Origin of the sequence: uncultured Ellagibacter sp. (assembly GCF_934617235.1) — a bacterium.
Taxonomy (GTDB): domain Bacteria; phylum Actinomycetota; class Coriobacteriia; order Coriobacteriales; family Eggerthellaceae; genus Ellagibacter.
Genome location: NZ_CAKTTZ010000011.1, coordinates 1 through 26,850, shown reverse-complemented (window position 1 = coordinate 26,850; position 26,850 = coordinate 1). Strand labels below are relative to the sequence as shown.

The 26,850-nt window shown below is 61.1% G+C and carries 27 protein-coding genes; 18 read left to right on the top strand and 9 right to left on the bottom strand.

Features of this window, described 5'->3' with window-relative positions:
* Positions 1–119 precede the first annotated feature (119 nt).
* From Q0G85_RS03595 to Q0G85_RS03585, 3 genes are all read left to right on the top strand, one after another.
* Positions 120–1,355, top strand: a complete 1,236-nt coding sequence (locus Q0G85_RS03595) for a LysR family transcriptional regulator (protein ID WP_297154806.1) — start codon at positions 120–122, stop codon at positions 1,353–1,355.
* A gap of 433 nt (positions 1,356–1,788) precedes the next feature.
* On the top strand, positions 1,789–2,601 hold the full coding sequence (locus tag Q0G85_RS03590) for a UTP--glucose-1-phosphate uridylyltransferase (protein ID WP_297154804.1): 813 nt from the start codon (positions 1,789–1,791) through the stop codon (positions 2,599–2,601).
* 184 nt (positions 2,602–2,785) lie between these two features.
* Positions 2,786–3,094: a hypothetical protein gene (locus Q0G85_RS03585; protein WP_297154802.1), complete on the top strand. Its 309-nt coding sequence runs from the start codon at positions 2,786–2,788 to the stop codon at positions 3,092–3,094.
* A 141-nt stretch (positions 3,095–3,235) separates the two neighbouring features.
* Here the strand turns inward: Q0G85_RS03585 and Q0G85_RS03580 are convergent, their stop codons facing one another.
* The 3 genes from Q0G85_RS03580 to Q0G85_RS03570 form a co-directional block, all read right to left on the bottom strand.
* Positions 3,236–3,505: an abortive infection family protein gene (locus Q0G85_RS03580; protein WP_297154800.1), complete on the bottom strand. Its 270-nt coding sequence runs from the start codon at positions 3,503–3,505 to the stop codon at positions 3,236–3,238.
* Between the two features lie 22 nt (positions 3,506–3,527).
* Positions 3,528–4,100 (bottom strand): hypothetical protein, encoded by a 573-nt coding sequence (locus Q0G85_RS03575; protein WP_297154798.1) that lies wholly within the window; start codon positions 4,098–4,100, stop codon positions 3,528–3,530.
* Between the two features lie 187 nt (positions 4,101–4,287).
* Positions 4,288–4,683: a hypothetical protein gene (locus tag Q0G85_RS03570; protein ID WP_297154796.1), complete on the bottom strand. Its 396-nt coding sequence runs from the start codon at positions 4,681–4,683 to the stop codon at positions 4,288–4,290.
* A 603-nt stretch (positions 4,684–5,286) separates the two neighbouring features.
* On the opposite strand from Q0G85_RS03570, the gene Q0G85_RS03565 reads away from it, so the two are divergent.
* From Q0G85_RS03565 to Q0G85_RS03500, 14 genes are all read left to right on the top strand, one after another.
* Entirely contained in the window at positions 5,287–6,717 is a 1,431-nt protein-coding gene (locus Q0G85_RS03565) for a replication-associated recombination protein A (RefSeq protein ID WP_297154793.1), read from the top strand.
* Between the two features lie 28 nt (positions 6,718–6,745).
* On the top strand, positions 6,746–7,522 hold the full coding sequence (locus tag Q0G85_RS03560; protein WP_297154791.1) for a DUF948 domain-containing protein: 777 nt from the start codon (positions 6,746–6,748) through the stop codon (positions 7,520–7,522).
* Between the two features lie 3 nt (positions 7,523–7,525).
* Positions 7,526–8,854: an AI-2E family transporter gene (locus Q0G85_RS03555; RefSeq protein ID WP_297154788.1), complete on the top strand. Its 1,329-nt coding sequence runs from the start codon at positions 7,526–7,528 to the stop codon at positions 8,852–8,854.
* Positions 8,855–8,942: 88 nt separating this feature from the next.
* Positions 8,943–11,576, top strand: a complete 2,634-nt coding sequence (gene alaS, locus Q0G85_RS03550; RefSeq protein WP_297154786.1) for an alanine--tRNA ligase — start codon at positions 8,943–8,945, stop codon at positions 11,574–11,576.
* A 3-nt stretch (positions 11,577–11,579) separates the two neighbouring features.
* A complete protein-coding gene (gene ruvX / locus Q0G85_RS03545; RefSeq protein WP_297154784.1) occupies positions 11,580–12,008 on the top strand; it encodes a Holliday junction resolvase RuvX in 429 nt (142 codons plus the stop codon).
* 72 nt (positions 12,009–12,080) lie between these two features.
* Positions 12,081–13,184 carry an endolytic transglycosylase MltG gene (mltG, locus tag Q0G85_RS03540; protein ID WP_367116861.1) on the top strand — a complete coding sequence of 368 codons (1,104 nt, stop codon included), beginning with the start codon at positions 12,081–12,083 and terminating at the stop codon, positions 13,182–13,184.
* Between the two features lie 33 nt (positions 13,185–13,217).
* On the top strand, positions 13,218–13,748 hold the full coding sequence (locus tag Q0G85_RS03535; protein ID WP_297154780.1) for a YqeG family HAD IIIA-type phosphatase: 531 nt from the start codon (positions 13,218–13,220) through the stop codon (positions 13,746–13,748).
* A gap of 2 nt (positions 13,749–13,750) precedes the next feature.
* Positions 13,751–14,695 carry a shikimate dehydrogenase gene (locus tag Q0G85_RS03530; protein ID WP_297154777.1) on the top strand — a complete coding sequence of 315 codons (945 nt, stop codon included), beginning with the start codon at positions 13,751–13,753 and terminating at the stop codon, positions 14,693–14,695.
* Between the two features lie 36 nt (positions 14,696–14,731).
* Positions 14,732–16,060, top strand: coding sequence for an LCP family protein (locus tag Q0G85_RS03525; protein ID WP_297154775.1), 1,329 nt, complete (start codon positions 14,732–14,734; stop codon positions 16,058–16,060).
* 126 nt (positions 16,061–16,186) lie between these two features.
* Entirely contained in the window at positions 16,187–17,362 is a 1,176-nt protein-coding gene (gene aroC / locus Q0G85_RS03520; RefSeq protein ID WP_297154773.1) for a chorismate synthase, read from the top strand.
* Between the two features lie 2 nt (positions 17,363–17,364).
* Positions 17,365–17,910, top strand: coding sequence for a shikimate kinase (locus tag Q0G85_RS03515; protein ID WP_297154771.1), 546 nt, complete (start codon positions 17,365–17,367; stop codon positions 17,908–17,910).
* On the top strand, positions 17,892–19,001 hold the full coding sequence (gene aroB / locus Q0G85_RS03510) for a 3-dehydroquinate synthase (protein WP_297154769.1): 1,110 nt from the start codon (positions 17,892–17,894) through the stop codon (positions 18,999–19,001). Before Q0G85_RS03515 ends, aroB begins: the two co-directional genes overlap by 19 nt.
* 605 nt (positions 19,002–19,606) lie before the next feature.
* Positions 19,607–20,104 (top strand): type II 3-dehydroquinate dehydratase, encoded by a 498-nt coding sequence (gene aroQ / locus Q0G85_RS03505; protein WP_297154766.1) that lies wholly within the window; start codon positions 19,607–19,609, stop codon positions 20,102–20,104.
* 47 nt (positions 20,105–20,151) lie between these two features.
* Positions 20,152–21,285: a Xaa-Pro peptidase family protein gene (locus Q0G85_RS03500; protein WP_297154764.1), complete on the top strand. Its 1,134-nt coding sequence runs from the start codon at positions 20,152–20,154 to the stop codon at positions 21,283–21,285.
* A gap of 119 nt (positions 21,286–21,404) precedes the next feature.
* Here the strand turns inward: Q0G85_RS03500 and efp are convergent, their stop codons facing one another.
* The 3 genes from efp to Q0G85_RS03485 form a co-directional block, all read right to left on the bottom strand.
* A complete protein-coding gene (gene efp / locus Q0G85_RS03495; RefSeq protein ID WP_297154760.1) occupies positions 21,405–21,965 on the bottom strand; it encodes an elongation factor P in 561 nt (186 codons plus the stop codon).
* A gap of 195 nt (positions 21,966–22,160) precedes the next feature.
* The gene (locus Q0G85_RS03490) at positions 22,161–22,457 is read right to left on the bottom strand and encodes a hypothetical protein (RefSeq protein WP_297154758.1); all 297 of its coding nucleotides are present in this window, start codon (positions 22,455–22,457) and stop codon (positions 22,161–22,163) included.
* Positions 22,454–23,764 (bottom strand): DNA repair protein, encoded by a 1,311-nt coding sequence (locus Q0G85_RS03485; protein ID WP_297154756.1) that lies wholly within the window; start codon positions 23,762–23,764, stop codon positions 22,454–22,456. Before Q0G85_RS03485 ends, Q0G85_RS03490 begins: the two co-directional genes overlap by 4 nt.
* A gap of 69 nt (positions 23,765–23,833) precedes the next feature.
* On the opposite strand from Q0G85_RS03485, the gene Q0G85_RS03480 reads away from it, so the two are divergent.
* The gene (locus Q0G85_RS03480) at positions 23,834–24,151 is read left to right on the top strand and encodes a hypothetical protein (protein WP_297154754.1); all 318 of its coding nucleotides are present in this window, start codon (positions 23,834–23,836) and stop codon (positions 24,149–24,151) included.
* A gap of 61 nt (positions 24,152–24,212) precedes the next feature.
* Here the strand turns inward: Q0G85_RS03480 and Q0G85_RS03475 are convergent, their stop codons facing one another.
* The 3 genes from Q0G85_RS03475 to sufU all read right to left on the bottom strand — a co-directional run bounded on the left by Q0G85_RS03475 (position 24,213) and on the right by sufU (position 26,849).
* A complete protein-coding gene (locus tag Q0G85_RS03475) occupies positions 24,213–24,827 on the bottom strand; it encodes a TIGR04100 family radical SAM protein (RefSeq protein WP_297154752.1) in 615 nt (204 codons plus the stop codon).
* A gap of 345 nt (positions 24,828–25,172) precedes the next feature.
* The gene (locus Q0G85_RS03470) at positions 25,173–26,165 is read right to left on the bottom strand and encodes a bile acid:sodium symporter family protein (protein WP_297154750.1); all 993 of its coding nucleotides are present in this window, start codon (positions 26,163–26,165) and stop codon (positions 25,173–25,175) included.
* A 273-nt stretch (positions 26,166–26,438) separates the two neighbouring features.
* Positions 26,439–26,849: a Fe-S cluster assembly sulfur transfer protein SufU gene (gene sufU / locus Q0G85_RS03465; RefSeq protein WP_297154748.1), complete on the bottom strand. Its 411-nt coding sequence runs from the start codon at positions 26,847–26,849 to the stop codon at positions 26,439–26,441.
* Between the last annotated feature and the right edge of the window lies 1 nt (position 26,850).

Sequence of the window (26,850 nt, the reverse complement as noted above, 5' to 3'; positions counted from 1 at the left end):
TTCAACCTAATCTGGATTAAGGGCGCAGTTCGAATGCGAGCTGTGCCCTGACCCGTTTTTGTCGCTCGTCTTTGCTTTCATAGTATGATGGCCTTTGGGCTTTTTACTGAGGGGGAGCTATGCAGACAACCTATCTGAAGCATTTCGTTGACGTTGCGGAAAAGGGATCGATCGGGGCCGCCGCTGCTGCTGATTTCATTTCCCCGCAGGGAATGAGCCGCTCGATTTCCGTTCTCGAATCGGAGCTGGGTTGCACGCTGTTCTCTAAGAAGCCTAACGGTATGGCCCTGACGCGTTTCGGCGAGGCGCTTCTCGACGACGCCAAGGAGATTCTCGCGCTTGAGCAGGAGATGAAGGCGCGTGTTGCGAGGATTCAGTCGAGCGATATCGAAAACGGCACGAGCGATCTCCTCCTTCTCTATCTGAACAACATCGCCTTCGATGCGGCGCTCTTTTCGCCTTTGACGGACAGCATCGAGGAAGCGTTCACCAGCGCGCGTTTCTTCCAGTGCGACAACGAGGAGATAGCCGATTCCCTCCTTGCCGCCGACGAGGCACAGCAAGATGCCCTCGCATTGGGCTTACTGTGCCTTTTTAGCACGGAAACAAAGCGCAATTCGGAGCTGCTCGAGCGATTGTACGCGAGGGGATTCGTGTTCCAGCCGTATCTTGAAAGCTACGACGAAGTTATGGTTCCTGCGGACTCCGACCTCGCGGGCAAGACCTCTCTGAGCAAGTCGGATATCTTGTCATATCCCCTTGTTGTTTCGGGCGGCGATATCCAACGCGTGTGCGAGAAGGTGTTCGGCAAGGCGTCGATTTACATGGTGACGGCGGACAGCCTCTTTCGCTATCAGGTTGTCCAAAAGGGGCAGGCGATCACGGTCGTTCCTGCGTTCCACCATATCGTCGATAGCGGCGCGCAAGGGACGGTTATCGTGCCGATGAAGGAACCGTACTATCTCGAAGTCGGGTTCGTCGCCAAGCGCGATGTGATGGAAAGCCCTGTGGTAAAGAGGCTGTTTGCGCAGTTGAATGCCTATTATTCGAAATTCGCCTCATCCCCCTATATCTCGCTTGTGCCGAGCGAGATCACGTCGGTGAGCGCTGAAGAGGCGCGTTCCGCTTCGACAATGGATTCGCTGTGCAAACGTTTTTGCGGCAAGTACAAGCTTTCCCAGCGTGAGGGTGAGATTCTGGTGCCGCTTCTTGCCGGCAAGACGGCGCGACCGATTGCCGAGGAACTTTCCGTTGGAACGGCAACGGTGAAAAGCCATATCTACAGCATTTACAAGAAGGCGGGGGTCCACTCGCAGAAGGATCTCATGTCGCTTTTCCGCGAGATGGAAGCATAGGCCATTGCTCGTTGTAGAGCCCCTCCTTCAGCGCTCCGAAGAAGCCTTCGGCGCAGGCGTTATCGGGGCAGCATTCTTTACTAGAGTTCGACGGGCGCTTCGGCTTCCATTTCATGCGCGTGATGCCGTTGCCCTATTTTGTGAGCCTGACGGGCGAGATACGCTACCGCGAAAGCTTTGCGACCTGTGGTGATGCCGGGTGCGCGGTGGTCAAGTTTCCAAGGTCGACCGCCACTGCGGGCGGCGGCAGTCGGCCATCGGCTGCAAGGTGCCGATGCGGGCCGGTTCGCGTTGGTGCTTTGTGGCCTTCGAGTCGCATTTGCCGCCGTCGCGGGTAGCGCAATTGCCCCGTGCTACAATCTGTCCCGTGAGTTTCCGGAAAGCGCCGAGCGGGCGCTTTCCTTGTATGTTGCCTCGCGAAGAAAGGTTTCCTATGAAGGCACTTATTCCTGCCGCCGGTTTGGGCACGCGCTTCCTTCCCGCCACGAAGGCGCAGCCGAAAGAGATGCTGCTCGTGGTCGATCGCCCCGTCATCCAGTACGTGGTTGAGGAGGGCTTGGCGTCGAAGGCCGACGAGGTCGTCATCGTGAACAGCCGCTCGAAGAAGGCGATTGAGGATCACTTCACGCCCGACCCCGACCTGGTCGCCACGCTGCGCGAGCGCGGCAAGGATGCTTACGCCGACGAGGTGGAGCGCGTGGGCAACTACAACGTGAGCTACGTGTACCAGGAAGAGCCGCTCGGGCTGGGGCATGCCATCTGGTGCGCGCACGAGAAGACGGCGGGCGAGCCGTTCTACGTGCTTCTGGGCGATGTGATCGTGCCCGACAACCAGATGCTGCCCGCGATGCAGAAGGTGTCCGACGAGCATGGCAGGGCGAGCGTGATTGCGGTTATGCCCGTGCCCGATGACCAGGTGCATCGTTTCGGGATTATCGCTGGCGAGAAGCTTTCCGACGACGTGTGGAGGGTCGATTCGCTCGTGGAGAAGCCGGCGCTTGAGGATGCTCCGTCGAACCTGGCGGTGTTTGGGCGCTACCTGCTGAGCCCGCGCGTCATGGAGCTTCTGGCCGACGTGAAGCCTGGCGTGGGTGGCGAGATCCAGCTGACCGACGCGCTCGACGAGGTACTGCGCGAGGAGGAAATGTACGCGCTCGTGATCGACCTCGAAGACGGCTTCGACACCGGCACGGTGGAAAGCTGGCTGCACACCAACAACGTACTCTTCGAGCGCAAGCAAGGGTAAGCGTTTGCGGGTGGGGGCAACCTCCCCAGGTGAGGCAGGCGTCCGCGAGTGGCAGCTGCCTTCTCGGGTGGCGGCAAGCGTCCCGAGAAGGCGCAGCCTTTTCAAATAGGATTTGGCGAAAATCGTCCTAAGCGTTATTTCCAAGCTGAGCCGGCGGCCCATTACTGAATTCTAGGAGGCTTCTGTGATGGGCAACACGCTCGCTGTCAAGCTACCCGTAGGCGATGTGTCGGCCAAGGCATGCGTGATTATCAAGAAGATGACGGGGCTCTCTTTGGCGGACATCAAAACTAGAGCAGCAAAGGACGAGTATATTTTCATCTGCGATTATGTTGACGACGCTGGGCTTAAGCTCATCAACAAGATGAAACGCGAGATGGAGAAGCTTGGCGTCGTCGTGAGGCAGTTCGAGGACGGTGTCGAGAAGCCGTCAGAACTGTTCGACAACATTGAGAAGCTTCATGCTGAGATAGAGGTGCAGGATATCGACTAACAACACGACTGGTGCCAGGGGCAAGAAACGTCTCGGTGGTGTCCAGCGCGTTAGGCGACGCTTCAATCTGGTGCAAGCGTTGCTTGAGAAGACCGCGAGTCGAAAACCGGTGCGCAACGGGATGATCCCACAGGCCGTGCATTAGCCGGTTTGCCGCATCCGCTTGCCGTGCCCCGTGCCATACGGGCTGCGCAGCACGGCAATGCCGCCAGCGATGTTGCCGAGGCTGCCGAGGATGCGCTTTACTGTATCACCAGCGGGCAGGCCTGCATTGAGAAGGAATTCGTTGTGAAGTTGAGGACGCAGCTTCCGCGGTTGAAGAGTCTGGGAAAGCAGCCCCTTGATTCGAGGGCGGATCGGGCGATTTGCGCTATGGGTGTCCTGCGCGGGCCGAAAACGCGCTAACCCCAAGGCGAAGGCGGTGGCTCCGATATCACAGCTTCTTGCTGAGGACCTCATCGTAAACGGCGCGGGCTCCCAGGCATCCGCAAAGCTCGCCCTTGTCTTTTCCGCTTGAAGGGGTATAGCCCCTAGCCAGGCAGATGCCTTTGTCGGGAGTTCCGTCATCGGCCGCAAGGACGAACACGGACTCGTAACGGCTGTTGACGGCATCGGCTTCAAGGTAATCGAAAAGCGGCCCCCAAGCGCAAGGGTCGTCGCAGTCAAGATGCACGATTAGGCAGGCTTCCGTCGACGAGAAGCGCTTAAGCGACCCGCTTCCGATTGGCCCCCGCCGAATGTCCACGCAGAACCGGACGTTCTTGACTCGCGGATAGATAAGCGAAGAGCCGTTCTTCATCTTATACACCCTCAGCTGGCACAGAGACGCCACCTCCAGCCAAACTTCTTCCTGGGACCTCGCCCCGCTGGAGAGGAAAGCCGCGAGTCCCTCGCGAATCCAGTTGTCGTCTGCCACCATGAAGGCGACGGAGAGAAACCGATCATCCTGGTCAACGACGCCCCCGAGCAGTTCTTCCAGCCTTTCGTCCTCGTTGAAGTTGTCCAAAACAGCCTCCTTCAAAAGCTGCAATTCGTTGTTCCGCGCCGAATGCGCTATGCGACGACTCGACGGTCTCGCCAAGCTCGCGGCTGTCTGCCTGCCCCCGTTGAGGCGATGCGCTCTCGATGAACACTCCCTCTCGAAAAGTGGTATACGCTGCCGAGGGGTAGGGTGCGGGGCGTGGCGCGCGAAGCTAGGTTGCCTTTCCCTCCCTCGGGAGGATCTTGTAGAAAGCGAGATAGACAAGGCCGCCGATGAAGTACATGAGGGCGTCGATGGGATCGGCGGTGCCGAAATGGAGGACGCACGAAGCGACGAATTCCCAGCAGAATGTGCACAACGCGGAGAGAAGAAGGGACGCCGCCAAGCTGCTGATGATCTCCCTGCCTGACACAACCTTGGTCAGGACGTTTACATAAGCAGGGAAAACGATGCCGCCGCAGAGATCGGCGAGATGATAGTTGGCAAACTCGTACGGCAGAACGCAATCCAGCGGGAAGACGAACCTGTTGATAAGGTAAACAAGGGTGGCAAGCAGGGGGAGCAGGTTGCTCCACGAGAACAGCGCCGGCCCGAGTCGCCTCATCATGAACCGAAGCTGCCTAGCCACAGGTAGCAAAAAGTGCGAGGCCGAGGCAGATTCCAAGGGCAATGATGATGATTTGGGTGCAACCGCTCTTTTCAGCCATGAGCTTCCTTTCGATAGGCAAGTACCAGCATTCTATCACTTGAGATTGTTTCCCAACGAGGAGGTTTACGAATGGGCCCCGCGCTGTGCCCACTCCGCCCAGCGGCGAGGGTGACATATGCGCAACTGGGAGCTTTCGCGCGCCCAGTGCTTGCCCGGTGGCCTCAGCCACGAATGACGCAGCCCCGACCCCCTGAGCGACCCGTGTTGCCTCAGGGAAGCTAAAAGAAACGAAAGCGTAACAAAAGCCCAGGTTGATTCATAAGATGCCCACGAGCCAATCACAAGGGGTTCAAGGGTGGTTGCTATACTGCAAGCAGCGGGTGAGAAGGTCCCCCCTCCTTCGAGAACCCCGCAGTTGCCTTCTTTCGAAAGCAGCAGACGGTCCTAACCCCGACCGTCTAATCCCCTCCTTGGGCCCGCTGGACCTCCCTTTCCAGCGGGCCATTTCTTTTCTCCCGTCGCCTCTAGGCAAACAAACGTTCGCATGTTATGATACGCGCCATGGAAACCTTATTTACAGCAATGGAAAACGAGCGTCGCGCGGAAGTGGCGCCGCTTGCAGTGCGCATGCGTCCGCGAACGCTCGATGAAGTCGTGGGGCAGTCCGACGCGGTCGGTCCCGGCAGCTGGTTGCGCAGCGCGATCGAGGGCGACAGCCTAAGCTCAGTCATCCTTTTCGGGCCGGCGGGCACGGGGAAGACTTCGCTCGCGCACGTCATCGCCGAGCACACGAGGGCAACCTTCGTGGAGGTGTCCGCCATCGGCGGCACCGTGTCCGACCTGCGCCGCGAAATCAGCGCTGCCGAAAAGCGCCTGACGATGCAGTGTCTTCGAACTATTCTCTTCGTCGACGAGATCCACCGTTTCAACCGCAGCCAGCAAGACGCGCTGCTTCATGCAGTCGAAAACCGCGTGCTTGTGCTGGTGGGGGCGACTACGGAAAACCCATTCTTCGAGGTGAACTCCGCGCTCATCAGCCGCTCCCGTGTGGTCGAGCTTCACTCGCTCACCGATGGGGAAATCGCGCAGCTCGTTCGCCGTGCGCTCACCGACGAACGCGGGCTCGCTGGAAAATACGCGCTTGCCGACGATGCCCTTTCGGCAATCGTGTTGCTCGCGGGGGGCGATGGTCGCGCCTCGCTCACCACACTCGAGCTTGCCTCGCAGATGGTGACGCCTGGCACGCCTGAAAAACCTGCGCTCATCAGCGCCGATGTTGTGCGTCGCGCAACTCCCCATCGCGCGCTTGCCTACGACAAGAACAAGGACATGCACTACGACGTCATCTCCGCGTTCATCAAATCGATGCGCGGGAGCGACCCTGACGCTGCGCTCTATTGGCTCGCGCGCATGATCGACGGTGGGGAAGACCCGAAGTTCATCGCGCGCCGCATGATGATCCAGGCGTCGGAGGACGTGGGCAATGCCGACCCGCAGGCGTTTCTCATCGCCGAGGCTGCGTTCAAGTCTGCCGAGGTCATCGGGTATCCGGAATGCCGGATCAACCTGGCGCAGGCGGCGATATACATAGCGCTCGCTCCGAAGAGCAACGCCGCGGAGGCGGGCATCGACGCGGCGCTTGCAGAGGTTCGCCATGGGCTGGCGCGCAAGGTCCCCGACTATCTGCGCGATCGTCACCGCCCTGGCTCTGAGAACTACGGCACCTACAAATATCCCCACGATTATCCGGAAGGGTGGGTTGACCAGCGTTATCTTCCTGATGGCTTAGAGCGCGGCTGTTTCTACCACCCGAGCGAGCGGGGCTGGGAAGCCTATCGGGCAGACGCCGCCGCCCGCGATCGCGCGGCGGTGCTCGATCGCCAGGCGGATGTCCCCGCCGGCGCTTCCGCGAATCAACCCGCTTCTGGAGCCTATGAACAGCAGGTGAAAACACCGCGGAAAGAGCCTGATGGGACAAGCGAAGTGCTATAGTTAGGGCTTCGGAACAAAGGAGGCGCAGATGGATTTCTTCGGCGTGATGAACGTTGCTTTGCCAGTGGTATATGTGCTGGTCGGCATCGTTTTGGTGTGGTTTGTAATCGAGCTTGTCATGACGATTCGCAAGACTCGCGAAACGGTGACGAGTGTGCAGAAGCAACTCGAGCCCACGCTCGAGCACGTGGAGAAGATCACGGCATCACTCGAGCCCGTGTGCGACAAGATCGATCCCTTGGTCGATCGCGTTTCCCTTACGGTCGACGCCGCGAATTTGGAAGTCATGCGCCTCGATCAGATTCTCGAGGACGTGGGAGAAATCACCAGCTCGGCATCGAGCGCGGTCAACGCTGTCGATACGGTGACCAACGCGCCGATCGAGCTTGTTAACTCCGTCACCAAGAAGGTCCGCCGCAAGTTCACCACGAAGAAGGCCTCTGACGAGTCCGTCGCACTTGGACAGGGCGCGCCCGACGAGCCCAATCCCGTGAGCGACCTGGTCGATGCGACCGCCGACGCCGCCGCTGCTGCTGTCGCCGCTGGTAAGGATCGTGTTGCTGGGAAGGCCTCCGGCGAAGGGGCTTTTGTTGCTGCCGCAACTGCAACCGCAACCGCCGAATCCGCCGCAGCCACGACCGCTGAACCTGCTGCAACCTCCGCCGCAGCTGCGCAGCCTGTGCCCGACCCTTCGCCTGTGATCGAGCCCGCCTCTTCCGATGAAGGCAAGTACTTCACCTATGCTCCCGATGCGGGTGTAGCTGTCTCGTCCGATGCTGGAAAAGCAGCGCCTTCGGAGGAATAGGCATTGAGCGACGCGGCGCAGAACAAGCAATTGGATAAGACGGACAAGGCTCGCAGGCGTTTCCTAAACGTTTGGACCATCGTGGGCGCCATCGCGCTCACCTGGGTCGTTGTGCAGCTTTTGAACATCCTCTCGGTGCCCGTCGCCATCGTCATCTGGACGACCATCATCGTGTTCGTCCTGCGCGGCACGGTGAACAAGCTCGAGGAAATCGGCATCAACCGAACGGTGGGCACGGCTATCGGCTACGTGATCATGTTCGCGGTGCTGGCGCTTGTGGCGTTCCTTCTGTTCTCGCCTGGCGTCGGCATGAACACCCAGTTCGCGAACTTGATCGAGAACGTTCCCGTCTACGTGCAGGGCCTCTCCGACTGGGCGAACGACATGTACGCGCGCTACGCCTACATGCTCGAGGATGAATCGGTCCGCGCATTCGTCACCGACGTGCAGGCCTCCGCCATGGATTGGGCGGGCGACTTTGCGAAGAATAGCGCTTCGGGCGCCATCGCATTCGGCACGGGACTTGCCAACGCGCTTATGGCCATCGGCTTCGCCCTTGTGGTTGCTTTTTGGATCCTCATGCAGCTGCCCCAGCTCGGGCGCGAATGCAAGCGCCTCGTGGGCGACGCGCATGCCGAGGACCTCGAAATGCTCCACATCACGTTCACGCGTGTGATGGGCGGCTACATCAAGGGAACGCTTCTACAGTGCGCGATCATCGGTGTGGCCTGCGGAATCCTCTTTGCTGTGCTCGGCATTCCCAACTCGATGGCCTTGGGCGGCATCACGGGCATCTTGAACATCATCCCGATCATCGGCCCCTGGCTGGGCGGCGGCCTCGCTGCGATCGTCGGCATCTTCGTGAGCCCGCTCGTCGCCGTCATCGCCATCCTCGGCACCATCGTGATCCAGCAGTTCGTCTATACCTTCATCTCGCCTAAGATCATGTCTGACTCGGTTGATATCCATCCGGCGCTCACGCTCATCGCCCTCATGGCGGGCTCGGCGCTCGGCGGCGCGATGGGCGGGCTTTCGGGCTCGCTTGTGGGCATGCTGGCCTCTATTCCCGCTGTTGCCGTCGCGAAATCCGTTTTCGTGTATTATTTCGAGAAGCGAACGGGCAGACGTCTCGTCTCGAAGGACGGCGTGTTCTTCTTGGGCACGCCTTCGCCAAGCGAAGACGGCGACGCCCCGAATCCTATCGCCGATGCTACGTCCCCGCACCCCGACGGATCGGCGGAATTCGCGCGCGCCGAGAAGAAACGCGCCGAAAATGCCGAGAACAGGCGCAAGATCAGAGAGCGCCTGCGTGGGAGGGAAGATAAGAAATAGCGGCGCCCTCGCGCTGTTGAGAACGTGAAAGCGAGCGCTTCTGCAATACCGCAACGCGCTCTTGAGTGATAAGGGAAGAACAACCACCATGAAGTACATGACCACCGCAGAAATCCGCGAGAAGTACCTCGCCTTCTTCGAGGAGAAGGGATGCAAGCGCATGCCGTCTTCCTCGCTCATCCCCGACGACCCGTCGCTGCTTCTGACGAGCGCTGGCATGGTGCAGTTCAAGCCCTACTTCCTTCACCAGAAGGAGCTCGATCCGGCCTACATCGGCACCACGACCGCGCAGAAGTGCGTGCGCACCAACGACATCGACAACATCGGCGACGCCCGTCACCTGTCGTTCTTCGAGATGCTGGGCAACTTCAGCTTCGGCAAGTACTTCAAGAACGAGATGTGCGCCTGGGCCTTCGAGTTCTCTACCGAGGTGCTCGGCCTGCCGGCGGAAAAGCTTTACTTCACGGTGTTCGAGGACGATGACGAGACGATCGAGATCTGGAAGTCGCTCGGTGTTCCCGAGGACCACATCTCGCGCCTCGGCGAGGACGACAACTTCTGGCGCGCTGGCCCCACCGGCCCCTGCGGCCCCTGCTCCGAAATCTACTTCGATCAGGGTCCTGAGGTTGGCTGCGGCAGCCCCGACTGCAAGCCCGGCTGCGACTGCGACCGTTACCTCGAGTTCTGGAACTGCGTGTTCACCCAGTTCGACGGGCAGGAAGACGGCACGCTCGCACCGCTGCTCACCAAGAACATCGACACCGGCATGGGCCTTGAGCGCATGGCCGCCATCATGCAGGGCGTGACCAACAACTACGACACTGACGTGCTTCGCAGCCTCGTCGGCGTGGGCGAGCGCTTGGCGGGTAAGACCTACAAGCAGGACGCGGCGGTGGACAAATCGCTGCGCATCATCGCCGACCACAGCCGCTCGGTCACCTTCATGATCGCCGACGGCATCCTGCCCTCCAACGAGGGCCGCGGCTACGTGCTGCGCCGCCTGCTCCGCCGCGCCATCCAGAAGGCGCACATGATCGGCATCGAGGGGCCGTTCCTGAACGACTACGTCGACGAGATCGTCGAGCTTATGGGCTCGGTCTACCCCGAGGTCGTGGAAAACCGCGAGCTCATTCGCCGTGTGATCCTCTCTGAGGAGGAGCGCTTCGGTGCTACGCTGCGCCAGGGCCAGGTCTTTCTCGCCGAGGCGCTCGACAAGCTCGAGGGCGACACGCTTTCGGGCGAGGAAGCCTTCACCCTGCATGACACTTACGGGTTCCCCGTCGAGGTCACCGAGGAAATGTGCGCCGATCGCAACGTGAAGGTCGACATGGAGGGCTTCGAGCGCTGCATGGACGAGCAGCGCGAGCGCGCCCGTGCCGCCAACACGAAGGATGCCGAAGCCGCTTGGAGCACCTACGGCGGCATCCACGCCGACGTGCTGAAGGAAGTCGGCGCCACGAAGTTCGTGGGCTACAGCGAGCTGGAATGCGCGGCAAAGGTGGTCGCCATCATCGCAAATGGCGAGCGTACCGACAAGCTTTCCGCAGGTGAAGAAGGCGAAATCGTACTCGATACGACCACGTTCTACGCCGAGATGGGCGGCGAGGTCGGCGATACCGGCACGCTTCGCAGCGCTAACGCCGAGGTCGACGTGCTCGACACGAAGGCCCCCGAGAAGGGTCTTGTGTGCCACAAGGCGAAGGTCGCATCCGGTACCATCGCTGTGGACGATGAGGTTAGTGCCGCAGTCGACGGTGCGCGCCGTGCTCGCATCACCCGCAACCACACCGCAACGCATATCTTGCATGCGGCGCTTCGCCGCGTGCTGGGCGATCACGTGAAGCAGGCAGGTTCCTACGTTGGGCCCGACCGCCTTCGCTTCGACTTCACGCACTTCGAGGCAACCGCGCCCGAGCAACTGGCCGAAGTGGAGCGCGTGGCGAACGAGGGGATCATGTCCGCCGTAGCTACCAACATCTACGAGACTTCCCTTGACGCCGCCCGCGAATCCGGTGTGACGGCGCTCTTCGGCGAGAAGTACGGCGACGTTGTGCGCGTCGTTGAGTGCGGCGGGTTCTCTCGCGAGCTGTGCGGCGGCTGCCATGTGGCCAACACCGCCGAGATCGGCCTGGTGAAGATCACCTCCGAGACCGGCGTTGGCGCGAACCTGCGCCGCATCGAGGCCGTGACGAGTTTCGGTGCGCTCGAGTATGTGAACAAGATCGAGGCCGAACTGAAGGAAACCGCTGCTGAGCTGCGCGTTCCGCTGTTCGACGTTTCCGAGCGCACGGCCGCTAACATGAAGGTGCTGAAGGAATTCCAGAAGACCCGCAAGGCTGCGAAGACCGCCATCTCCGACGACGGCGTGAACATGCTCCTTTCCGCTGCCAAGCAGGCGCAGGGCGGCTATCCCGTCATCATCAGCCGCGTGAAGATCGCGCAACCGGGCGCGATGCGCAACATGTGGGACGTCGTTCGCGCTCGCATGGAAACGCCGGGCGCTGTCGTGCTCATTGCCGAGAACGAGGGCAAGGCCACGCTTTTGGCTGCGGGCACCGACGAGGCCGTAGCTGCAGGGTTCAACGCCGGCGCAGTGATCAAGGAAATCGCTCCGTGCGTCAAGGGCGGCGGTGGCGGAAAGCCTACGATGGCCCAGGCAGGCGGCAAGGACGCGGCAGGTATCGACGCCGCGCTCGAGTCGGCCAGAAAGATGCTGCTCTAAGCTGTGCGTATTCTTGCTCTCGATATCGGGGAAGTCCGCGTGGGGGTCGCCGTGTGCGATCCCGGCGAGCGCGTGGCTTCCCCCGTTTGCGTTCTTCCTGCTCGGGAAGTGACGGACAACGCGAAGCCGTTCAAACGCGTGCTCGAGGACTGGGAGCCCGAGCTGCTTTTGTGCGGGCTTCCCAAAACGCTTGCCGGCGAGGAAGGCCCGCAGGCGAAGCGTATCCGCAAAGTGGCCGACACCATCTCGAAAAACTGCGGCATTCCCCACGAATTCGCAGATGAGCGCCTTAGTTCGCGCGAAGCCAAGCGCAGTTTGCGTGAAAAGGGATTAAGCGAGAAGGACATGCGCGGCAAAGTGGATATGATAGCTGCAAGTCTTTTTTTGCAGGCATGGCTCGATGAACGCGCTGCCAGCAATCTCGAAAGGTAACCGATGGCTCCATTCAAACGCCAAATCACGTATTCTTCGCGTCCGAATCATCGGGCGCGCGTTGCGCATTCTATGGGCGATCGCCAATTCCGCACCTACGACACGAGTGCGCTGCAGCCGAAGCGTTCGAAGGGGCCGATGATCGCCTTCATTGCGGTCATCGTCGTTGTGGCGCTCCTTCTTATCCTCGGCGTGTCCACGCTTGTTCGCGGCTGCACGTCCGGCAACCTCGTCGCCGATGGCCAGCAGGTCACCGTTGAAGTTGCCGAGGGCGCGTCGACGTCTTCCATCGCGCAATCGCTGCAGGACGCGGGCCTTGTCTCGTCCGCGGGCGATTTCACGAAGAAGGTGTCCGACCTTGGCCTCGACGGCTCGCTGCAGCCGGGCACGTACACGCTGACGGGCGGCACGTCGCTTGAGGACCTCGCGAAGATGCTTTCCGCAGGTCCTGGCTTGACGGGTCCTTCCGTCACTATCCCCGAGGGCCTTACTTTGGCAAATATCGCCGACCGCGTGAGCTCCGCCACGAACGGCCGCATCTCGGCCGACGACTTCAAGGCGCAGGCATCGGATGCGAGCGTTTACGCGACCGACTTCCCCTTCCTGAAGGATGCGGGCACAAACTCGCTCGAGGGCTTCCTCTTCCCGAAAACGTATGCGGTGAGCTCCTCCGACACGGCGGATTCGCTTATCCGCACCATGCTCTCGCAGTATCAGACCGAGGTGGCGACGCTCGATTATTCGTACCCCACCAGCAAGAACTTCAACGCGTATCAAACGCTTATCCTCGCTTCGATTATCGAGAAGGAAGCGAGCGAGGATGCCGATATCCGCGCGAAGGTGTCTGCGGTCTTCTACAACCGCCTGCTCAACACCGGTGCGCCGACGTATGGCCTTCTGGGTTCGGACGCCACGACCGCCTACGAAATCGGTGGCGACCCCGACAACTACGACTGGACCACAGACAGCGCCTACAACACGCGCCGCCATGCGGGCCTGCCCCCGACGCCCATCTGTTCCCCGAGCATTGGCAGCCTTCAGGCGGCTTGCAACCCAGCATCCGATTTCGACGACTACTATTTCTTCTCGTTCTGGCCGAATGATCAGGGCATGATCGACTACTTCTTCGACAAGACCTACGACGAGCATCAGGCGACCATCGCCGCGCACTCGTAGGCGCTGTTGCGGCAGTTCGCGTAAAGGAAGCCCATGGCATATTTCAAACCCGAGCGATATTTTTCCCGTCTTTCCCGGATCTCCATCGAGAAGGACATTCTTGCGTGCGGGTTTGAAAACGTGCTGCTCGACATCGATAACACTTTCGTCCCTCGCGACACGCAGGTGATTCCGCGCGATGCTCGCGTGTGGCTCGGTTGCGCGCGAGAGGCGGGTGTGACAATTTGCCTGCTTTCCAACAACTGGCATAAAGTGGTCTACGATTTCGCGGACGAGGTGGGGCTGCCCATCGTCGCCAAGGCGATGAAGCCGTGTCCTCCCGCGTATTTCGCCGCGATGCGCAAGATCGGGGCGAAGCGCAAGAACACGGTGGCGATCGGCGACCAGCTTATGACCGACGTGCTCGGCGCCCATACGGTGGGAATCAAGGCGTATCTCATCCAGCCGCTCGTCGAACAGGATCTGCCCCATACGCTTTTCCTGCGCCAGTTCGAGCGCGTGCTGATGGGTGACGCTCAGCCAGAGGCTCCCATAGCCTGTGAACAGGGGAAAGAGACGCATTAACTATGGAAAACGACGTTTTGAACACTCCGCAGAAGCTTTACGTTCTGGGGCATCCGGTGGCTCACTCGAAGTCGCCTGTGATGTACAACGCGGTTTACGGGAAGCTCGGTTTCCCTTGGGAATATCGCCTGATGGATTGCGCGACGCCCGCCGAGGCGAAGGCGTTTCTCGAAGAGCGCGACTTTCTTTCCATCAACATCACCACGCCGTACAAGCCCGAGGCGCTTGCAGCTGCCACGGCGCGTGCGGCGTCGGCAAAGCTCGCGCATGGGGCGAATATCCTCGTGAAGAAGGGTGACGCGCTTATCGCCTTCAACACCGACGGCCGAGGCTGCGTGGGGTATCTGGAGCGCACAGGGTTCTCGTTCTCCGATGCGAAGGTGGCTATCTGCGGCACGGGTCCCACGGCGCTTGCCATTCTTCATGCGGCGGCGATTGCGGGCGCTTCCGAGGTGCTGCTACTTTCGCGCGACAAGGAGCGCGCGCGCGAGGTGCTCGATCGCTATGTGGACGAATTTGGGGCACTCGCTCATGCGACGGTCGACTTGCAAGCCGCCGTCGATGGGCATAGGAGTTTTCTCACCGCCTATGAGCAGACCATGTTCAAGTTCGGCAGCTACACCACGTCGACCCAGGCTATCGCTGCGGCCGACCTGATTATCAACGCGACGCCGCTCGGGATGCGCGAGGGTGATCCGGCACCGTTCGATGTTGCGCTCTTTCGCGAGGGTCAGCGTGCCTTCGACGTCGTTTACGCGCATGGCGAAACCGCCTTTGCAGCGGGAGCCAAGGCAGCGGGATGCACCTTCTCGGATGGGGGTGGAATGCTCGTTGCGCAGGCGGTTGCCACGGTGCAGGCCGTTTGCGACGTGTCGGGCATCGATTGCGAGCTTTCGTTCGATGAGCTGTTCGAGATCATGGCGAACGCCGCCAATTTCAACGTATAGAAGAATAATTCTGGGGACTGGATGTAAGGAGAAGAAATGCCACAGCACTACCGAGGGCCCAGCCCCCAGGGAAAGACTCCGCGCGGGTCGCAGGCGGCAAACGGAGCAGGCAAAGTGAACGGAGCTCGTGGGACGAGTCGGACAAGTGGCGCGCGCGGGTCGAGCCAGGCTCAAAGTGCAGGCCAGGCGCGCGGCGGGTCGCGGGTGCACGGTGCGGGTCAGGTGCGTCGCGTTCCCGAACAGGGTTCTCCTGTTGTTCGCACGATTGTTCCGTCCAGTGGGTCGCAGCGTCGAGACCAGCGTCAGAACCCTCCGACCACCTCGCAATACTCCCGTTCGAACCCTAACTATCAGAAGAAGAATCGAAAGGGCCCGCGCGGCAAGAAAATCGCGATTGCGGTGGTTCTCGCTGTGCTCGTGGTGTTCGTTGGGGCGGGCACGGCGGCTGCTCTTTGGGTAAACAATGTGAACGAGACGCTCACCAAGGGGCAGAAAAGCGCGACCGAGCTCGACGAGATCAACGACGTGCTCGTCAAGACGACGAGCTTCGACGAGCCCTTCTACATGATGCTCATCGGCTCGGATGCCCGTGCGGACGATGAATCGATGGGCGCTCGCTCCGACACGAACATCGTCGTGCGTGTGGACCCGACGACCAATTCTGCGACACTCGTCTCGATTCCCCGCGACACGATGATCAACATCGACGGTTACGGCTACTGCAAGTTCAACGCCGCGTATTCCTACGGAGGCGCCGCGCTTGCCATCAAGGAGGCGAGCGAGCTTCTCGGCGTGAACATCTCGCATTACGCCGAGGTCGATTTCGACAGCCTGATCGGCCTGGTCGATACGGTGGGCGGGGTCGATGTGACGGTTGACCAGCGCATCAACGACCCCGATGCCGACGGGTCGGTCATCGGCCAGAAGAAGATCATCATCGAGGCCGGCGAGCAGCACATGGACGGCGAGACGGCCCTCGTGTTCGCGCGCAGCCGCGCCTATGTTGATGGCGACTTCACGCGCACGGCGAACCAGCGCAAGCTTATCGCGGCGCTCGCGCAGAAGATTCTCTCGATGCCGCTTGCGAAGCTTCCGGGCATCGTGCAGACGGCGGCGGGCAGCATCACCACCGATATGTCCGTGACCGACCTGTATAGCCTTGCCACACAGTTCCAGGATGGCGGCGAGCTTTCGATGACGTCGTGCATGGTGCCGTCGATTACCGGCATGTACAAGAGCGCGTCGTATGTGTTCTGCGACGAAGATGCCCTCGCGACGATGATGCAGACCATTGAGGCGGGTGACGACGCAAGTGAGATCACGGGAGCCTCGAGTCGACTTGCCCAGCAGCTTGGCGTGAAGTAGGAGCGAGCCGCTCGCGTTTTCCATATGGGAATCATCCTGCGCAAATGCGCCTGAACAGGGCGCTCGTGTTCTCATGCGCTACAATGTGCCAGAAACTATACGAACTCGATAGGAAAGCGACTCTCTATGCGTTACGTCTTTGCCGGGGAAAGCCACGGCCCGTGCCTCACCGCTATCGTTGAGGACGTGCCTGCGGGCTTGCGGATTTCCGAATCCCAGATCAACACCGACCTGGCTCGCCGCCAATCGGGCTACGGCCGCGGAGGGCGGCAATCCATCGAGCGTGATACCGTGCAGGTCACGTCGGGGGTGCGCTTCGGCAAGACCATCGGATCGCCGGTGACGCTCACGGTGCGCAATCGCGATTGGGAAAACTGGACCGACCGCATGGCCGTGTTCGGTGAGGAACCTGAAGGACTAGTGCGTGAGGTGACGCCGCGTCCGGGACACGCCGATTTGGTGGGCGCTCTGAAGACGAACACCGACGATTGCCGCAACATCCTCGAGCGCTCGAGCGCCCGCTCGACCGCTGCTCGCGTGGCGGCGGCCGGTATTGCGCGTGAATTCCTGGCTGACCTGGGCGTCGAGGTGTTCTCGTACGTGAATCGCATCGGTAACGCGGAATTTCGCGAGGAGAACCCGTTTGTCGACTGCGTGAACTACGCGCCGCTCGACATCGAGACGAGCGAGGTCCGCTGCCCGAACGCGCAGGCGACCCGCGCGATGATCGCGGAAATCGAGCGCGCGAAAGCCGAGCGCGATACGATCGGCGGCACGTTCCGCGTCGTGGCGACGGGCCTTGTCCCCGGTCTTGGAGGCTACGCGACGGCGGATGATCGCCTGACCGCGCGCTTGGGGCAGGCGCTCTTCTCGATTCAAGCGATGAAGGGCGTCGAGTTCGGGATGGGATTCGAGGTCGCGCGGCGCCTGGGAAGCGAGGTTCACGACCCCATCGTGCTCGACCGCGAGCGCGACTGCTTCACACGCACGTCGAACAACGCGGGCGGCCTTGAGGGCGGCATGACGACGGGGCTGCCGCTCGTGGCAACGGTCGCGATGAAGCCCATTCCCACGCTCATGCGCCCGCTTGCCACGGTGAACATGGACACGCTGGAGGTTGCCGACGCATCCAAGGAGCGCTCCGACGTGTGCGCCGTGCCCGCCGCCGCTGTAGTGGCCGAAGGTGAAATGGCGTTTGTGCTGGCCAACGCCTACCAGGAGATGTTCGGCGGCTCCTGCATGGCCGACATCAAGGCAAACATCAAGTCGTACAAGGCTCGCCTGAGGACGATGTCCCGATGACGATGGAGCTTATGCAACTTGCCCGCCCCGTGTTCTTCGTGGGCTTCATGGGCGCGGGGAAAACGAGTGTCGCGCGCCGCCTTGCGCGTACTTGCGGCATCTCGTCGGTCGATATGGACACCTACATTGAGCGTCGCGAGGGCAAGCGTGTGAAGGACATCTTCGCGGAAGGCGGGGAGACGGCCTTTCGCGCGATCGAGACCGATGTCCTGCGTGAACTTGCCTCGAAGGAGGAGCCGCTCGTCATCTCATGTGGCGGCGGTGTCGTCCTGCGCGAGGAAAACCGCGCGATTCTTGCCCAATCGGGGTATGTCGTGCATCTTCAGGTGACGGTGGACGAGGCGGCGAGCCGCATCTCCGACAAGTCGAGTCGTCCGCTGTTCCAGGATATCGACGCTGCGCGCGAGCGGTGCTTGGCGCGGGCGCCGCTGTATTCAAGTGTGGCGAATATAGAAGTCGACACGGCGGGCAAGAGCGTGCCGCGAATCGCGCGCGAGGTTCAGCGCGCACTCGAGAAAGAAGGCGTATTGTGCCAGCGACGAAAGTGATCGTGAACATCCCCGGTGAGCGGCCTTATGACGTTCGCATCGGCGCCGACGTGCTCGACGGGCTGGGGAATTACCTGCGTCGCGTCGAGGCGACGGCGAACGCGCCGCGCATCCTGGTTCTGTCTGACACCAATGTGGCCCCGCTGTATCTCGAAGAGGCGAAGGCGTCGCTTCGAGCGGCGGACTATCGCGTGAGCGAAATTGTCGTTCCCGCAGGTGAGCAATCGAAATCCGTCGAGGTTGCGGGCGAGATCTGGGAAGCGATGGCGGGCTTGAAGCTCGGCCGCGATTGCGCTGTCGTAGCGCTTGGCGGCGGGGTAGTGGGCGATCTTGCCGGATTCACCGCGTCCACCTTTATGCGCGGCATCACCGTGGTGCAGGCGCCAACATCGCTTCTCGCCATGGTCGACTCCTCCGTCGGCGGCAAGACGGGCGTGAATCTTTCCGCAGGTAAAAACCTTGTGGGCACCTTCACGCAGCCGGCCTACGTCTGCGCCTCGACCAAGACGCTCTCCACCTTGCCCGCGCGTGAATGGGCATGCGGCTGCGGGGAAATCGCGAAGTCGTCGGTAATCGATTCCGACGAGTTCTTCTTCTGGCTGACCGATAATGCCTCGGCGCTCGCTTCGCGCGACCACGACGTGACTGCCGAGGCCATCGCGCGATCCGTCGTGTTTAAGGCCGACGTTGTCGCGCAGGATAAGACGGAAAGCCGCGGCGTGCGCGAGTGCCTGAACTATGGACACACGCTGGGGCACGCGGTGGAATCGCTCGCTGGCTACGGCACGTATTCCCATGGCGCGGCGGTTGCGGAAGGCATGCGCTTTGCGGCGCGCTTGGGCGCAGCGATTGCGGGCACGTCGCTCGATGTGGTGCACGCGCAGGACGATCTCCTTGATGAGCTGGGGCTTCCCTCGCTTTCTTGGTCGGCGGCGCCAGAGGATATGCTTGCGGTGATGAAGCGCGATAAGAAAGTGCGCGGCGGCGTGGTGAATTTTGTGCTGCCGATTGATATCGGACAATGGGAGTTGAGGGAAGTGGAAGACGCCGTGATTCTCGAGCATCTCGCTGCGTGGGCGCGGAGCAAGTAGCTAGCGGGGTTGCGGTCGACCTGCGAGTCCGCGGAGAGCACGCGGCAACGCACGACCTGCGGGTCCGCGGAGAGCACGCGGCAACACTCAGTCGCTCAGACAGTCCTCGCTGCGCTGCGGAACTCGCTTTGTGAGCGTCGCCGCGCGCTCTCCGCTCGTCGGGAGTTGGAGGGACGGGGGCGGCCTGACAGCGCACAGTCGTTAAGACAGTCCTAGCAACGCCTCAGAACTCGCTTGGTGAGCGCCGCCGCGCGTCCTCCGCTCGTCGGGGTCGGGTGGGTAGGGGCAGCTTAGGGCAACCTGGGCAACGCGCCCGGCCGCTCGGACGATCCTCGCTGCGCTGTGGGTCGTTTCGTGAGCGCCGCCGTGCGCCTTCCACTTGCTGTTAGGGCGTGAACGATTGGCTTGTTCTTGGCACGAGAAGTTGATTGCGGTTCCTTCGCAAAGCGAGTTCCGCACGAGCCAAACAGCCCAGTGGGCTGTTTGCGCGAGCAGGACTGCCGAGCGACTGAAGGAGCCGCAATCAACTTGCAGCGTGAGGGATGGAACGGACGGGCGGCAACGTCGTCTTCCGCTTTTGGATAAGGACAAAAAGGAAGCAGAGTATGAAGATTCTTCTGGTGAATGGGCCGAACTTGGATATGCTGGGCGTTCGCGAGCCTGCGGTGTATGGTAGCAATACCCTTGCTGACCTGGAAAAACTCGTGATCGACTACGGCACTTCCAAAGGTGTTTCTGTAGAGTGCTATCAATCGAACCACGAAGGTTGCCTCATCGACAAGATTCACGAGGCGCATACGGCCTACGATGGCATCGTTTACAACCCCGGCGCGCACACGCATTATTCCTACGCGCTGCGCGATGCGGTGGGCGGCATCGACACGCCGTGCGTCGAGGTGCATATCTCCAACGTGGATGCGCGCGAGGCGTTCCGCCATATCTCGGTCATCGCGCCGGCGTGCGTGGCGCAGGTGAAGGGGCGAGGCTTCAAGGGCTATTGCGACGCTGTCGACATCCTGATCGAGGGTCCGCGCGAGCGCCTTGGGGAAGGGTTCGAAGAGCGCTATCCCGCGGGTGAGGTCATCGCGGCCCCGCTGAAATAACGTGTTACGGGGCGCTTGGGCGTCCCTTTCTATTGGAGGCTTCGAATATGGAGAACATTAGCTTGAACAGGGTAAACAAGCTTCGTGAAGCGTGTGCCGATGCGGAGATTGACGCGTTTTTCGTGCGCGAGACGTCGAATATCCAGTGGCTTTCGGCTTTCGACGGCGTGTTCGACGAGGAAGACGCGCATGCGATGCTCGTCACGCCCAATGGCACGATGCTCCATACCGATTCGCGCTATTCCGAGGCTTGCAAGAAGGCGGCGGGAACTCATGGCGGCGTCGTGGAGGTGAACGATGAGCGCGTCTCGCATGCGAAGTTCGCAGCGGCAGCGCTCGGCGGTGCGTGCGAACCTGCGGGAGGCAAATCGTACTCGCTCGGCATCGAGGACTCAATGGCGCTTTCGGGCTTTCGCGCGCTCGAAAAGGCATTCGTCGAGGCGCTGCCCGATGTGCAGCTGCGTGAGACCTCGAACTTCATCGTGGGCCTTCGCGGTGTGAAGGATGCGGACGAGATCGCCCGCATGAAGGCGGCGCAAGCCATCACTGACGCGGCGTTTTCCCATATCATCACCTTCATGAAGCCTGGCATGACCGAGCGCGAGGTACAGATCGAGCTGGAGGACTTCATGGTACGCCATGGCGCCGAGGGGCTTGCATTCCCCTCGATCGTGGCGTGCGGCGCGAATGGCGCAAGTCCCCATTCCGTCCCCGGAGCTACGAAGCTCGAGGCGGGGCAGTGCGTCGTGATGGATTTTGGCGCGCGGGCGCAGGGGTATTGCTCCGACATGACGCGCACCGTGTTCATCGGCGAGCCGTCGGAGAAGCTTCGCGCGGGCTATGCGGCCATTCGCGATGCAAATGAGCAGGTAGAAGCTGTGCTTCGCCCGGGGATGACGGGCAAGGAGGCGCACGAGCTCGCTGAGCATGTGCTTGCCGAGCACGGGTTTTCGGGGAAGATGGGTCACAGCCTGGGACATGGCGTCGGGATCGACATCCACGAGGAGCCGCTGCTTTCGCTTCGCAATGGCGCGCCGCTTGCGCCCGGCAACGTCGTCACGGTGGAGCCTGGCGTGTACTTGGCGGGCGACTTCGGCATGCGCCTGGAGGATTTCGGCGTGATCACCGAGAACGGCTACGAGGTGTTCACGCAATCAACGCACGAGATGATTGTGCTGTAAGACTGATTCCGCCGCGCGTCTTTGGCACACGCGCCGTTACCGCAGCCGCCACATAACAAGAAAGCCCGACAGCGTTCAAGCTGTCGGGCTTTCCAGAAAACACGTTCGCTTGCTTTGGGCTACATGCGCTTGATGAAGCGGCCGTCGCGGGTGTCCACCTGCAGGACATCGCCGATGTTCACGAACATCGGGACCTGGATGGTGGCGCCGGTCTCGAGCGTTGCGGGCTTGGTGGAACCCTGTACCGTGTCGCCCTTGAAGCCCGGCTCGGTTTCGGTCACTTCGAGCTCGACGAACATCTGCGGCTCGATGGAGATGAGCTCCTCGCCAGCGTACAGCAAGCTGACCTCGTCGTTCTCCTTGAGCCATTTGGCCTGATCGCCCACGGTCTCCGCGGAGATGGGCATCTGCTCGAAGGAGACGGGATCCATGAAGTTGAAGTCGGCACCGTCGTTGTAGAGGTACTGCATCTTCTTGGTCTCCAGGCGCACGGAGTCGAACTTCGTGCCGGAGTTGAAGGTGTAGTCGACCACGCGGCCGGTCTTGATGTCGCGAAGCTTGGTGCGCACGAATGCGCCGCCCTTGCCCGGCTTCACGTGCTGGAATTCAGCGATCGTCCAGAGCTTGTTGTTGTACTCGATGCACATGCCGTTCTTGAAATCGGCGGTAGAGATTGCCATCTTTGCCAGTTCCTCCCACTATTCTTTGCACACACGGCCGCAGAGCGCGAACCGCGCGCGTTGGCTCTAACCGCCCCATTATACTCGCGCGCTACTGCGTGCCTGCGAAAATCAGCTCACCTGCAGAAAAATCAAACAGTGCAACGCAAAGCCTGCGCAAATGGGCGATTTGCAAATTGGGCTGAATGCGCGCATCTACTTTGTAGGTTCCTGGGAATCCCTTACGATGTCGTCGTAGCCTTTGAGCGCGGCGAACGGCATGAACTGCCTGCCGCGATCGTCGCTGGGGATAGCGGTGTGGACGCCTTCCTCGGCCACCCTTCGCGCGATGTCGTTGAGCACGCGTGAGCGATAGGCGCGCTCATCAGCGGATATACCGGCCCAGATATCGGGTGAGGGAATTCCTGCCGCCTGGATTGCCGTTCGGAGCGCCGTCCGTGCCGCTGTCCGGCCCTCCGCCCGACGCTCGTCATCCGAAGTCGCTTTCATCATGCGCGATGACCTCCGATCTGCAGATTACGCTCCCGTGCGTTGGCTTCGGGAAGCAGGCTCGTGCCCGCAAGCACCGCGTTCTTCCCGAAGCGCGAGCGCACGGCTACCATGGCCTGGGCAAGGGCGGTCTCCTTGGCGTCTTTCCCCGGCTCGTCAAAGAGGGAGGGCTGCACATCTTCCTTCTCGACGAGCTCGCCGAGCGAGATGTTCACGCGCCGTATGGCGAGCGCAGGGTTGACGTGTTCCCCGAACAGCGTAAGCAGTGCGCTTGTGACCTGCGACGCGGAGTCGGTCGGCTTCGGAAGCTTCGCGCTGCCGCCCGCCCCTAGGAAAGGCGCCCGCCCGCCGCCCCAGGCATGGTGGTTGAAGTTCGACGACGAATAGCCAACGTAGAGGCCGACGCCCGTCGCGGCGAGCCCCTTCTCGGTGAGCTCCAGACACGACACGAGCGCCATCTCGCGGATGAGCGTTTGCGCCTCGCTGAAGCTGTAATCGCGCATGAGCACCTGCCCGTTCGAGATGGAATGTCCGCGCCGTTTGTAGTTTCTGGCCTGGGAAATCGTGCAGGGTTCCTGGCCCCATGCGTGGTCGAGCAGGAACAACCCGTTCTTGCCGAATTCCTTCACGATCGATTTTCGCGGCAGGGCGCATATGCCCGCGAGGTCGAAAACGCCGCGCCGCTCGAGCCGCCGCGCGATGCCAGGGCCGATCCCCCAGATGTCGGTGATGGGGCGATGGAACCAAATCTCGCGCTTCCACGAGTCGTCGTCGAGTACGCCGATGCCGTCGGGGGCGTGCTTTGCGCACACGTCGAGCGCCACCTTCGCCATGAGGAGGTTCGGTCCGATGCCCGCCGTGGCGGTGACGCCGGCGCACTCGAAAGCTGCATTCATAAGCGTCCTTGCGAACGATTTCGCGTCCATGCCGTAGAGCTTCAGGTACGGCGTTGCGTCGACAAATGACTCGTCGATCGAGTATACATGCATGTCATCTGCGGAAACGAACCGCTGGTAGGTGCCTACGATATTGGCGGACACCTCCATATAGCGGCTCATGCGCGGAATGGCGCAGGTGAATTCGATGCCGTCGGGGATGTCGCCGAGGCGGCAGCGGTTCTTCACGCCTTGCGCCTTCAAGGCAGGGGTGATGGCGAGGCAGATGGTGTTGGCGCTGCGGGAGGGGTCGGCCACGACGAGGTTGGTGGTGAAGGGGTCAAGCCCGCGGTCGGCGCATTCGACCGACGCGTAGAACGACTTCAAGTCGATGCACAGGTAGGTTTTTCTCTCGCTTTTCGAATTGCCGCTCAAGGCGCCCCCTTCAATCTCCATAGTCTGTTCGCTGTTAAATTTCGAACCCATGTTCGATAATAACAGACTATGCAAGAGGATTGGGTGAAAGATGGGGAAGGGCGGCGACGGCGGGCGCACAAGCGCTACGTCGATGTGTTCATGCGTCTTACCGACGAGGGGCGCTTTGACCCGCTTATCGTTATGTGGCCTGATGGGCGGGCGTTTCCGATTTCCGAAGTGCTCGATCGGGGAAGCTTTGGCCCCGCCTTTCGCGGTGTGTCGACCGCGCGTTATCGCGTGCGCATCGGGAATCACGTGACCAATCTTTTCCTCGAGAGGCACGTGTTCGAAGCGACGCTTGGCAAGCCGCCCGTCGTGCGATGGTGGGTGGAGGCGTACGGGTGAGGTCGCGAGGGCTGGCGGAGCTGCGGGCTGCTAGGTTTAGTGCGCCCTCTTCCCCTGCATGCTATCCTGCCCAGGCGCGGATGCGGTAGCGCACACCGAGCTTCTCGCAGATGGCGCGGCATTTCTCCTCGTCCTCATGCGAGATGGTGGTCTCGACGGTGGTCATGACGACGTTGGGGACGTAGCGCTTGACTTCTCGTGCAAAATCTATCACGGCGTCGAACGATTTCTCGCCAAACGAGCTGCGCACGATGTTTTGATACGTTACTGCGTCGGGGGCGTTGAGACTTATGGATACCGTATCGATGACCCCCTTGAACTCCGGCGCGATGTCTCGTCCGCAGATAAGCGACCCCAAGCCGTTGGTGTTTACGCGTGTGGGCAGGCCAAACGCTTCCTTCACGTAACGTGCGACGCGTACGAGCATATCCCACGCTTCGGTCGGTTCGCCGAAGCCGCAGAACACGACTTCCGTGAACTGGCTCATGTCGAACCCATCGAATGCCGCAATTACTTCCTCGTAGGTCGGCTCGCGGGAAAGCCAGAGGCTCTCCGCCTCGCCGACGCTGTCGGAAAGCCCGCGCACGCAGAAAGTGCACGCGCATGAGCAGCGATTGGTCAGGTTCACGTACAGCCCGTGGTGCACGCGGTAGAGGATCGTCATGTCCTTGTTCACGGTGATGCTTCTTTCGGATGCCCTTGTTGTTCCCGCTTACTCTAGCGCAACCATTTCTTGGATGCAGAGAAAAGTCGTAAGAGGCTCGGTTCCTCGTGGTGAGCAGGCCGACAGTCAAATCACCGAGTGGGGCAAAACGCCGTTTGAGGGGGTCGGGTCCTTTAGGGTCGTTTCCCTTTGCTGGTTTATCGGAGTGTTATTCCCCATTTACTTCAAATATGGGGAATAACATGTCCTCAAGTCGACGACTGAAGCCAGAGCGCAAGGGCTCCCACCCCCCTAAACGGCGTATTTTGTCCAGAAGGGAAGGAGAAGCTTGTCGGGGTGGGGGTGGGGCGAATTCTCTTACGCTTTTGCGCCAGAAGCGGCTTTTTTCGGGGAAGGCGCTTCTTCCTCGGCGTCGCTTGCGGTGCGGGCGAGGATGTTCGCGTAAACCGCGCCAGAGATGTTATGCCACACGCTGAACACAGCGCCAGGTACGGCGGCAAGCGGCATGGTGGCGAAGTGCATGGTCGCGAGCGAAGTTGCAAGACCGGAATTCTGCATGCCAACCTCGATGGACAAGGTGCGCATCTGCGCCTTTGACAGGCCGAGGACGCGGCCAACCCCATAGCCGAGCGCGTAACCGCACACGTTGTGCAGCATGACGACCACGATGATCAGCCAGCCGACTGTCATGAGCTTCGCGGCATTAGCGGACACGACTGCCATGATGATGAGGGAAATCGCGATAACGGACACGAGCGGGAGCACCTTCGAGCAGGCTTGCGCGACCTTGGAGGCCACGGCGTTGATAACGAAGCCCAAGGCGATCGGCACGAGCACGACCTGGACGATGGACATGAGCATGCTCACGTAGGACACATCGACCGCCTGGCCGGCGAGCAGGAGCACGAGCGCCGGGGTGACGACAGGCGCCATGATGGTCGTGCACGCGGTCATGCCGACGGAAAGCGCGACGTCACCCTTGGACAGGTACGTCATGACGTTGGAGGACGTACCGCCCGGGCAGCAGCCGACGAGCATAACGCCCACAGCGAGCTCGGTGGGCAGCTGGAAGACCAGGCAGAGCACCCACGCGATGAGCGGCATGATGATGAATTGCGACAGGATACCGGTGATCACGGCCTTCGGCTTGGTGAACACCACTTTAAAGTCGGAGAGCTTGAGCGTCATGCCCATGCCGAACATGACGATGCCGAGGAGAGGGTTCACCCAGCTTGTAGGCAGGATCGCATGAACCGGTTCGGGGACAGCCATCGCGATAATGGCGACCAGCAGTGCAATGATGGCCATCCATTTGCCGGCGAAGTCGCTGATTTTCTCAAGTACTTTCATTTCCAAACCTTTCCTGCGAAAACAAACGAGCCGCACCCGGTTGGGATGCGGCTCGAAACTAGGACAAGGTGGTAGTGTAACGGTTTGTTGCCTATTTGTTAACTAGGAATTTGGAAAAACTACCCTATTTATTCAATCGGATTTCGCGAAGGGGCCCAGGCGCCGCAGGAAGCTCCCGCCGGCGCTAGGGATTGCAGGTGCCGCAGGAAGCCTCCAGTAGGAAGCCTCTAGTGGCGCCCGGAAGCTCCCGCCGGCGCCCCTGGGAAAATCTCGCTATTCCCCGATCATCTCGGACAGCGTGCGCCAACCAAGCTCGGCGCACTTCACACGGGCGGGCATGCGGGAGATGCTCTCGAGCTCGGCCGCCTCGTCGAGGTCCTCGCGCTCGTCCTCGGTGAGCTCCTCGCCCTTCACCATCTTCAGGAACAGCCCGCACAGACGGCGCGCCTCCTCGACGGTTTCGCCCGTCACGAGGTCGGCCATCATGTCGGCAGACGCCTGCGACACGGCGCATCCGTGGCCCGTGAAGGCGGCCTCCTCGATCACGCCGTTTTCCACGCGCAGCTTCAAGACGAGCTCGTCGCCGCAGCTGGGGTTCACGCCCTCGTGCTCGTCGGTGGCGTTTTCCAGGTCGTATTTGTAATCCGGGTGCGCATTGTGCTCCATGAGCGCCGCGGTGTAGATG

Coding starts and splice junctions, on each gene's coding strand:
- Q0G85_RS03515 (WP_297154771.1), top strand. CDS start 17,365: ATGGAGCTTATGCAACTTGCCCGCCCCGTGTTCTTCGTGGGCTTCATG.
- Q0G85_RS03565 (WP_297154793.1), top strand. CDS start 5,287: ATGGAAACCTTATTTACAGCAATGGAAAACGAGCGTCGCGCGGAAGTG.
- mltG (WP_367116861.1), top strand. CDS start 12,081: ATGGGCGATCGCCAATTCCGCACCTACGACACGAGTGCGCTGCAGCCG.
- Q0G85_RS03480 (WP_297154754.1), top strand. CDS start 23,834: ATGCAAGAGGATTGGGTGAAAGATGGGGAAGGGCGGCGACGGCGGGCG.
- Q0G85_RS03470 (WP_297154750.1), bottom strand. CDS start 26,165: ATGAAAGTACTTGAGAAAATCAGCGACTTCGCCGGCAAATGGATGGCC.
- Q0G85_RS03525 (WP_297154775.1), top strand. CDS start 14,732: ATGCCACAGCACTACCGAGGGCCCAGCCCCCAGGGAAAGACTCCGCGC.
- Q0G85_RS03590 (WP_297154804.1), top strand. CDS start 1,789: ATGAAGGCACTTATTCCTGCCGCCGGTTTGGGCACGCGCTTCCTTCCC.
- Q0G85_RS03570 (WP_297154796.1), bottom strand. CDS start 4,683: ATGATGAGGCGACTCGGGCCGGCGCTGTTCTCGTGGAGCAACCTGCTC.
- Q0G85_RS03490 (WP_297154758.1), bottom strand. CDS start 22,457: ATGATGAAAGCGACTTCGGATGACGAGCGTCGGGCGGAGGGCCGGACA.
- Q0G85_RS03560 (WP_297154791.1), top strand. CDS start 6,746: ATGGATTTCTTCGGCGTGATGAACGTTGCTTTGCCAGTGGTATATGTG.
- Q0G85_RS03500 (WP_297154764.1), top strand. CDS start 20,152: ATGGAGAACATTAGCTTGAACAGGGTAAACAAGCTTCGTGAAGCGTGT.
- Q0G85_RS03595 (WP_297154806.1), top strand. CDS start 120: ATGCAGACAACCTATCTGAAGCATTTCGTTGACGTTGCGGAAAAGGGA.
- alaS (WP_297154786.1), top strand. CDS start 8,943: ATGAAGTACATGACCACCGCAGAAATCCGCGAGAAGTACCTCGCCTTC.
- Q0G85_RS03530 (WP_297154777.1), top strand. CDS start 13,751: ATGGAAAACGACGTTTTGAACACTCCGCAGAAGCTTTACGTTCTGGGG.
- aroQ (WP_297154766.1), top strand. CDS start 19,607: ATGAAGATTCTTCTGGTGAATGGGCCGAACTTGGATATGCTGGGCGTT.
- efp (WP_297154760.1), bottom strand. CDS start 21,965: ATGGCAATCTCTACCGCCGATTTCAAGAACGGCATGTGCATCGAGTAC.
- aroC (WP_297154773.1), top strand. CDS start 16,187: ATGCGTTACGTCTTTGCCGGGGAAAGCCACGGCCCGTGCCTCACCGCT.
- Q0G85_RS03535 (WP_297154780.1), top strand. CDS start 13,218: ATGGCATATTTCAAACCCGAGCGATATTTTTCCCGTCTTTCCCGGATC.